The organism is Flintibacter muris (assembly GCF_943192995.1).
Lineage (GTDB): Bacteria > Bacillota > Clostridia > Oscillospirales > Oscillospiraceae > Lawsonibacter > Lawsonibacter muris.
Genome location: NZ_CALPCP010000077.1, coordinates 1 through 7,172, shown reverse-complemented (window position 1 = coordinate 7,172; position 7,172 = coordinate 1). Strand labels below are relative to the sequence as shown.

Here is a 7,172-nt window from a genome sequence, read left to right as displayed (position 1 = left end):
CGGGGAACGGGTCCACTGAGGATATGCGGAGCCATTCAGCTTTGCGATTTTCAGCAGATTGAGGACCGTGCTGGACAGCGCCGTGCCCTCAGCGTTCATGTAGGTGTGGGACTGGCCCAGCTCCGTGGCGGACAGCAGGAACACGGACCGCTGCAAGGTGGTCTTGCTGTTGTTCCCGTTGCCGGGAGTGTAGTAGATTTTGGTGGTGCCCATCGCCGTGCGGATGTTGGCGTCCAGCAGGTTCTTGTAGGTGCCGTTGAGCCAGGTGTCAATGGCGCTGCTGGCGTAGGCGTTGATGTTGGAGCTGTGCCACTGGCGCTGGTCATAACAGTCCTTGCGGACCACCAGCACCCGCCCGGCTCCGTTCAGCCCGCTTTCATAGTTCTGCTTGGCAATGTAAAACTCCACCAGCACGCCGTTTTCCTTGAGCTTGATGATGGAGCCCTCTGCCTTGCTGCCAAGGGTGACAGTTGCCATTAGATGACCTCCTTTAGAATGTTTTGCACACGGTCCCGCACTTGCTGGCGCAGGAGCCAGGTGTTGCCGTGAGCGGCGTGGGCATCCCACGCCTGCCAAGATTGCAGGATTTCCTCACGGGTGACCTGCCCCGTGGGGTAGTCCCGCTCCCACCGGCGGAGCTTGGACCGCATCCGCTTGACGCTGCTGTGCCGCAGCTTGCGGATGACCTTGCCGCTGTCCGTGAGGTAGGTGTGAAAGCCCAAAAAGTCAATCCCGTTGCGCAAGGGGAAAATCTGGGTTTTCTCATTGAGCTCCAGCCCCAGGCTGGCCATGTAGGCCTTGATTTCCCGGAGGCAAAATTGCAAATATTCCTTGTCCGGGTGGATGAGGAAAAAGTCATCCATATACCGGCCATACCAGCGGATGTGGAGCCGTTCTTTGACGAAGTGGTCAAAATCGTCCAGGAATAGCAGGGCAAAGAGCTGGCTGGTCTGATAGCCCAGGGGCAAGCCGTCTGAGCAGTCGATGTAAGTACAGAGCAGGTCATAAACAACAGGCTCAAGGTCCAGCTTTTGCAGCTTTTCCTTGAGCCTGTCATGGTCTATACTTGCAAAGAATTTGCGCACATCACACTTGAGGACCCAGCCCTCCGCCGTGCGGTATTTGTTCCAGTATTCCGTGAAAAAGCCCTTGAGGCGGTCCAGGCCGAAGTGGAGGCCCTTGCCCTTTTGGGATGCGTAGTTATCCAGGATAAAGCTGTGCGTGATGCGGTCATAGAGCAGATTGTCCACTATGGCGTGCTGGACCACTTTGTCCACAAACGCCGGGGCCTGCACCAGCCTTTTCTTGGGCTCGAAAACGTAGAACACACGGAAACGGCCCGGCCTATATATTTTCGTGCGGAGGATATAGACCAGGTTGATGATGCGCTCCAGCAGGTGGGCCTCGTAGTGGGCCGTGGCAGCTCTGGAGCGCTTGCCCCTCCGGGCGGCAAGATATGCGGCGTAGAGCACCGCAAAGGTGCAAATATCGGAAAATCTCAAGCGGGTGGCCTCCTGTCTTTGTACGGCTGGCCATCCTCTCATCATGCGCCGTTTAGGTGCCGGGTGACAGGACCAGCAGCCCCCTCCCGTTCAATGCCGGGCGGGCGGCATCGGCGCAATGTGTTTGCCTTGAAAAACTCAAGGCTGGATGTGACCTCCTTTGATGTGATGGATGGCGCTGTTTTCGGCTTTGGGCCTACTCAGTCCGGCCTTGACCATCAGAGCGGGGCGGGACCCGTTGGTGTTGGAGCAGTTGTTGTTGTTGAGGTTGCCATCGGAGTTCAAGTTCCAGGCGTTGTTGGTGTTGTTCGTGTTCGGGGAAAACGCAAAATATAGGTCACACCCAAATATAACAGCCTTTGGCTGGTATATCCGCTTTAGGGGCTCCGCTGCATGGCCTCCGCAATCTGCTGGGCCATTTGCGCCATCTGGGCAAGCTCCTGGGCCGCCTTGGCCTCCCGAAGTGCGGCGGCACGGGTGCCGTCATTCCTCCGCCAGTTAAAGGCCTTTTGCTTGACCGGGCGGACCATCTCCGCCCAGTAGTGGCATTGGTCCCCGGAAATGTACCCTTTCTTAAAGCTGAGGTTGATATACTGGAGCATGGTGTCACACTTGACCACCACAACGTCCAGGTCCCGCAGCCGCTCCTCATACTCCGTTTCAAAGAAACGGCCATCGGCGGAGATGCACTTTTCCAGGATGTCAGCGGCACAGTCCTCCAGCCGGGCGCACAGGTGGAACGTCTGGGATTTGGGGAAATGGGGCTTGCCGTCATCCTTGACCTTTTCGTAAAGCACCCGCTCCACAAGCTGGCAGTTTTCCATGACGTAGCCCTTGACCTGCCGGTATTCGGCCTCCTTGGCCTTGACCCGCTGGATGGTGTACTCCAGCAGGTCAAGGGCCAGAGGGATGATGTCATAATTGGGCATGGCTAAAACTCCACCCGCTGGTAGGTTTCATTCCACACGCCAGTCACCACCAGCCCGGTGAGGGCGGCAAAGGTCACGGTGAAAGAGTTGCCGGTGATGTTGGTGCCGTATTTCAGCTCCAGGACAGCCAGGCGGGCGTCAATGCCTCCCACCGTGTTCTGGAGTTCCGGGTGCACATCGGCAGCGTTGTCATGGGTTTCCACGGCGTCCGTGATGGCCTGCCGGATGTCCTCATGGGCGGCGGGGTCCGTGTTGTGCTCAGAAATAGCCCGCTCCAGGTCCTCCCGGCTCACCACGTCCAGGGCGGGGATGATGGTAAACTCCAGCACGGAGGCGTCCGCCACAACAATGTGCATGACCATGGTGAGCCGCCCGTCCACGCCGGTGGAGATGGCCACCTTTTCCGTGTCCGGGGTGTTGCAAATGGCGATGAGCTCACCGTCCTCACTGAAAAGCCCCATCTCACGGCAGACAAAATTGCCCACGCTGTCATCAATGACGATTTTGACATCCAGCATATTGGGCACGGCGGGATTTTGCACGGCAGACACGATGGGGCCCCGCCACAGCTCTGCCACCAGCTCCGTTTGGTCCACCGTGGGCACATAGTAGCCCCCACCACCGTCACCGGCGGCGGCCTGGGTGATTTTCAGCTTGGTGCCCGCCAGAACGCAGGCAGTGATGCGGGCGGCCCCCACGGCGGTGATTTTCGTGCCGTATCGTTTCTCAATATCAGGCATTTTTATTGCTCCTCCTTGTATGGGTAGATTTCAACGGTGGCGTGATACTCCAGCGGCCCGGCCATGCTGACACCGCCAGCGCTTTCCAGCTCATTGACCAGCATGGGCCACACGTCCATGTAGACGGACCGCTCCGTCATGGCCCCCATCTGCACGATGCCATCCGATTGCACAAAGGACACCATGAGCATCCACATATTAGAGGGACGGACCGCCAGCAGCAGGTCCATGATTTGCTCCGCAATGAGGGCGGCGTCCGGCAGGATGGTATAGTCAAGCTGGATGTGGATGGAGTAGTCCACGATGGCCACCTCATAGCCCTGGGGCCCGCACAGGCCTTGGAGCCAGTTCTTGAGCCAGGGGACCGTATAGGGCAGCTCCCGGTTCCACAGGGCTTTGACACGGGCCTTGCGGACCGCCAGCGTGTCCGTGTCCTTGGGGTGGATTTTTAGCTCCTGCTCCCACACGGACACCCCCCGCTCATCGGCGTCATCCAGGAATTGATTGGCCATCACCCGGTCAAGGCCGTCCCATGCAAGGGAGATTTCCGGCTCGTTGGCATCGTTGATGGCCTTAAATTCCGTAACATCCCGCAGCACCGGGGGCAGGTAGTTGATGAGCTTTCTATCCACTCACAGCCCCCCTCACCGGGATGCTGTCCGGGCCCAGCACCAGGTTTTCCTCTTTCCCGTTGATTTTCGTGCCGCCAATGTCCGTGACCATCGTGGGGCAGGCGGACAAAATACGGCTCTCAATCTGGGAAATGCGCACGGTCAAAAAATCGGAGCTGGACCATTGCCCGGTCAGCTCCGAAAAATAGGCGTCCAGAGCGCCCGTCACATAGCTCTGCACCGCCTCCCAGCTCCAGCCGGGGGCAAAGGTCAGGTTGAGGGTGACGTTGACGGGCTCCGGGGTCACGCCGGTCACATGGACCACATGGCCGATGGGGGCAAGCCCCAGGCCCTCCCCGGCGTTTTCCGTGGGGTCCACCGCCGTCTGCACCTCATCAATGAGGGTGTCGGTGGGGACGGTGTTGTTGGCGGCCAGCAGGACCAGCTTGACGGTGCCTCCAACGGTCAGCAGCTTGTCCTTGGCCGCTGTATATACGGCGGTCAGCCAGGCCGCCACAGCGGGCTCCAGGGCCCCCACAGAGGCCTCCAGCCAGGCTGTGACCTCATCGCCGGGGATGAGGGTGCTGGGCCTCAGCCCCTCATTCCAGACGGGGTGGACCTTGAGGGCGGCCACGCCGGGCATGGCAAGCACCTTTTCCTTGTAGTCCGCCTGGTTGCCGCCAAAGGCCTGGGATTGAAAGCTGTCCAGCACCCTTTGGCGGAAAGCCTCTGTTTCCTCATCGTCCTCACCGGGCACCAGCAGCTCCACCAGCTCCGCACGGGTCAGCCCGTTCACATACTCCACGGGGATGAGATGCCCGGTGTAGCCGTTGCCCAGGGCTCCGGCCTTTTCGCAGGTCACCTCATGGCTCACGGCGTCCTCTGTGTCAGCCTCCTCCATGCGGGCGGTCACCACAAAGTTGATGTCCTCGCAGGAGAAACGGGTGCCCAGCGGCACCTCAATGTTACACTCCGCCCGGAACACGGCGGGGCTGGCGGGCTTGGGGGCCATGTTGCGGTCAGAGGCCCGCTTGATGAGGTATTCCCTGGGGGCGGTCAGCAGGTAGGTGGCCTTAAAAACGAAGTCAAGCCCTATAAAGAGCTGGGCCAGCTCCGCCATGGAGGGAGCCACGCCGTTGAACACCATGGAGCCCTCCCGTTTGTCAATGTCATTGGACACACGGGAAAGAGCGCTTTTGACCAGCACCTCATAGGTGTTGTATTCAAACATCTACACCTCAACCTCCTTTGAAAAGTCTATCTCACCATAGATGGTGTAGACGGTGAAGTTGGCCAGGACCGTTTTTCTGCCCGTTTCAAAGCTCCAGTTGCCCACGCCGGTGATGCGGTCATCCTGCTCCAGCGCCTCCGTGATGCGGCGTTTCATCTCGCTCATGGCATAGTCCTTGGGCTTGCCTATGAGGTCCGAAAATTCGGAGCCGTAATTGCGGGAATAGATAGGGTAGGCGTAGCGCTCCGTATTCAAAATGAGATAGATGGCCTGATAAAGCGCATCCCGCTTGTCCGTCATGCCGCTCACCCGCTGCCGGTCAATGTCCAGCTTGTGGGTATATCCGGGCTGTTCGCCCATGACAAAGGTGATGAGGTCCAGGTCATCCCCCGTGGTGGGTAAAGTTGCCATTATTCTCTCGCCTCCCATCTGTCCAAAACAATGTATTTTTGCCCGCCGTCACAGCGCAGCAGGATGACCTTTTCCCCTACCTTGAGGGCGTTGTGCACTCGCCACTTTTTCCGGCCCTGGTATCGGTGCTTGTGGGCCGCAAAGGCCGGATAGCCGGAGCCGCCGCTTTCGTCCTCCGTGTAGTGCGGCCCCAGGCTTTTGCCCGTGCCCTCAATGGTGGACATCTCCACATTGAAGTCCCGCACGTTGTCGGTGAGGATGAGTTGGGGGTCGGTCAGGGTCTTTTTTTGGTCCACCTGGATTTTGAGCGGGGAGGCGGAGGTCACGGTGCCATAGCACACGGCCACAGGAGCCTCCGCCCGCACGGCCTCCACGGCGGCCTGCTTGACCGCCTTGACCAGCTCATTGATGTCAAGCGACAAATGTACCACCCCTCATTTTCAAGTCCATAAGGTGCACGCTCTCCTTGAAAGTGTGCTTGACCTGTTCCACCATGAGGTAGTTGGAGAGGTTGATGTCCCCCAGGCCCAGGGTCACCACCAGCAGCGTGCCCGCCCGGACCCGCACGTCCCCCAAAACGTCCTGGAGCTTGAGCGTCCGGGTCTTGGTGTTGTAGAGGTCCAGCAGGGCGTCCGCCATCGCCTTTGCGTTGGCGGTGCTGTCGATTTTTTCATAGTATTGCAGGACGCCCCACTGGTTGATGTGTGAGCCGTCCTGGGCAATGTAGATTTCCCGCTTGCCGGTGTCCTTGTTCTCATAGGACAGCTTGATTTTGTCATAGGTCTGGGAGGCAATGGAGCTTTTATAATCATAATCACCGGCGGTTTCATCGTCAATGACCATGCCCAGTTTCATACTCCCCAGCGCCTTGAGGGTCAGCTTTCCGGCGTCATCGAAAAGCACATACATCTTGCCGGTGGCCTTGAGGGTTTCGTCCAAGGCGTTTTGGATGATGTCAAAGAGGGTTTGGTTGTCCTCCACCCGGCTTGCAATCTTGTGGCCGGTGCCCTCCAAACTTCCAAGGTTGAGCTGGAAGTCATCCGCCACCATCTGGATGACCTCCGTGGCGGTTTTATCGGTGTAGACGTATGTGTCCTTATTCTTGAGGTAATAGAGCTGGTCATAGGCGGTGACCTTGATGACCTTGGGGTTGCTGCCCTTGCGGGATTTCTCAAAGACAAAGCCATAGAAAATGGGGGAGCCGTCCACGGAAAAACGGCAGGGGTCCCCCTCTTGAAAGCTCAGGCCGTCCGTCTTTACTACCTCAAAGGATAGTTTTCCGGGCTGTCCCTGGCGCTCCCACTCTATGGTCACGTCCTCCACCACGGCGGGAAACATCACTGTCCCATTGTGCTGGATAATCAGCTCATAGGTCATGGGATGGTGAGCACCTGCCCCGGATAGATTAAATTGGGATTGCTGATTTTGTCCGTGTTTGCGCTGGCAATCTTTGAGTATTCGGCCCCCTTGCCGTAATACTTGGCGGCGATGGCCCACAGGCTGTCACCGGCCTTGACCGTGTAGGTCTTGGCGGTGGGAGCCGTGCTGGCGTCCCGCTCTTTTTCCACCGTCACCGTGGCCGCCTGGCCGCTTTCGGCAGGCTGTTCCACAGTGGCGGTCTTGGTCCCGTAGGGCCTCCATTGCTTGAGGTTGACATCCACGGCCACGTCCAGGCCCTTGGTGGCGTCCTCCACGATGTTGTAGTCCTCCACGCTCACCCTCATGTTGGTGTCGTAGAGGGTCCGCCC

The 7,172-nt window shown here is 58.7% G+C and carries 10 protein-coding genes; all 10 read right to left on the bottom strand.

What is annotated here, in order from left to right; all coding sequences use genetic code 11:
• A partial coding sequence (locus NFS22_RS22705) for a DUF6273 domain-containing protein (protein WP_251319917.1) occupies positions 1-477 on the bottom strand: 477 nt, incomplete at its 3' end.
• The gene (locus NFS22_RS22700; protein ID WP_251319916.1) at positions 477-1,502 is read right to left on the bottom strand and encodes an RNA-directed DNA polymerase; all 1,026 of its coding nucleotides are present in this window, start codon (positions 1,500-1,502) and stop codon (positions 477-479) included. The genes NFS22_RS22700 and NFS22_RS22705, both read right to left, overlap by 1 nt.
• A 377-nt stretch (positions 1,503-1,879) precedes the next feature.
• The gene (locus tag NFS22_RS22695; protein WP_160233041.1) at positions 1,880-2,431 is read right to left on the bottom strand and encodes a four helix bundle protein; all 552 of its coding nucleotides are present in this window, start codon (positions 2,429-2,431) and stop codon (positions 1,880-1,882) included.
• 2 nt (positions 2,432-2,433) lie between these two features.
• A complete protein-coding gene (locus tag NFS22_RS22690; RefSeq protein ID WP_160233040.1) occupies positions 2,434-3,171 on the bottom strand; it encodes a phage tail-collar fiber domain-containing protein in 738 nt (245 codons plus the stop codon).
• Between the two features lie 2 nt (positions 3,172-3,173).
• A complete protein-coding gene (locus NFS22_RS22685) occupies positions 3,174-3,803 on the bottom strand; it encodes a putative phage tail protein (RefSeq protein WP_251319915.1) in 630 nt (209 codons plus the stop codon).
• A complete protein-coding gene (locus tag NFS22_RS22680) occupies positions 3,796-5,013 on the bottom strand; it encodes a baseplate J/gp47 family protein (protein WP_160233038.1) in 1,218 nt (405 codons plus the stop codon). The genes NFS22_RS22685 and NFS22_RS22680 overlap by 8 nt, the downstream gene beginning before the upstream one ends.
• Positions 5,014-5,424, bottom strand: a complete 411-nt coding sequence (locus tag NFS22_RS22675) for a DUF2634 domain-containing protein (RefSeq protein ID WP_160233037.1) — start codon at positions 5,422-5,424, stop codon at positions 5,014-5,016. It lies immediately after the preceding gene.
• Positions 5,424-5,846, bottom strand: a complete 423-nt coding sequence (locus NFS22_RS22670) for a DUF2577 domain-containing protein (RefSeq protein ID WP_251319914.1) — start codon at positions 5,844-5,846, stop codon at positions 5,424-5,426. The genes NFS22_RS22675 and NFS22_RS22670 overlap by 1 nt, the downstream gene beginning before the upstream one ends.
• Positions 5,836-6,801: an XkdQ/YqbQ family protein gene (locus NFS22_RS22665; RefSeq protein ID WP_160233036.1), complete on the bottom strand. Its 966-nt coding sequence runs from the start codon at positions 6,799-6,801 to the stop codon at positions 5,836-5,838. Before NFS22_RS22665 ends, NFS22_RS22670 begins: the two co-directional genes overlap by 11 nt.
• A partial coding sequence (locus NFS22_RS22660; RefSeq protein WP_251319913.1) for a LysM peptidoglycan-binding domain-containing protein occupies positions 6,798-7,172 on the bottom strand: 375 nt, incomplete at its 5' end. The genes NFS22_RS22665 and NFS22_RS22660, both read right to left, overlap by 4 nt.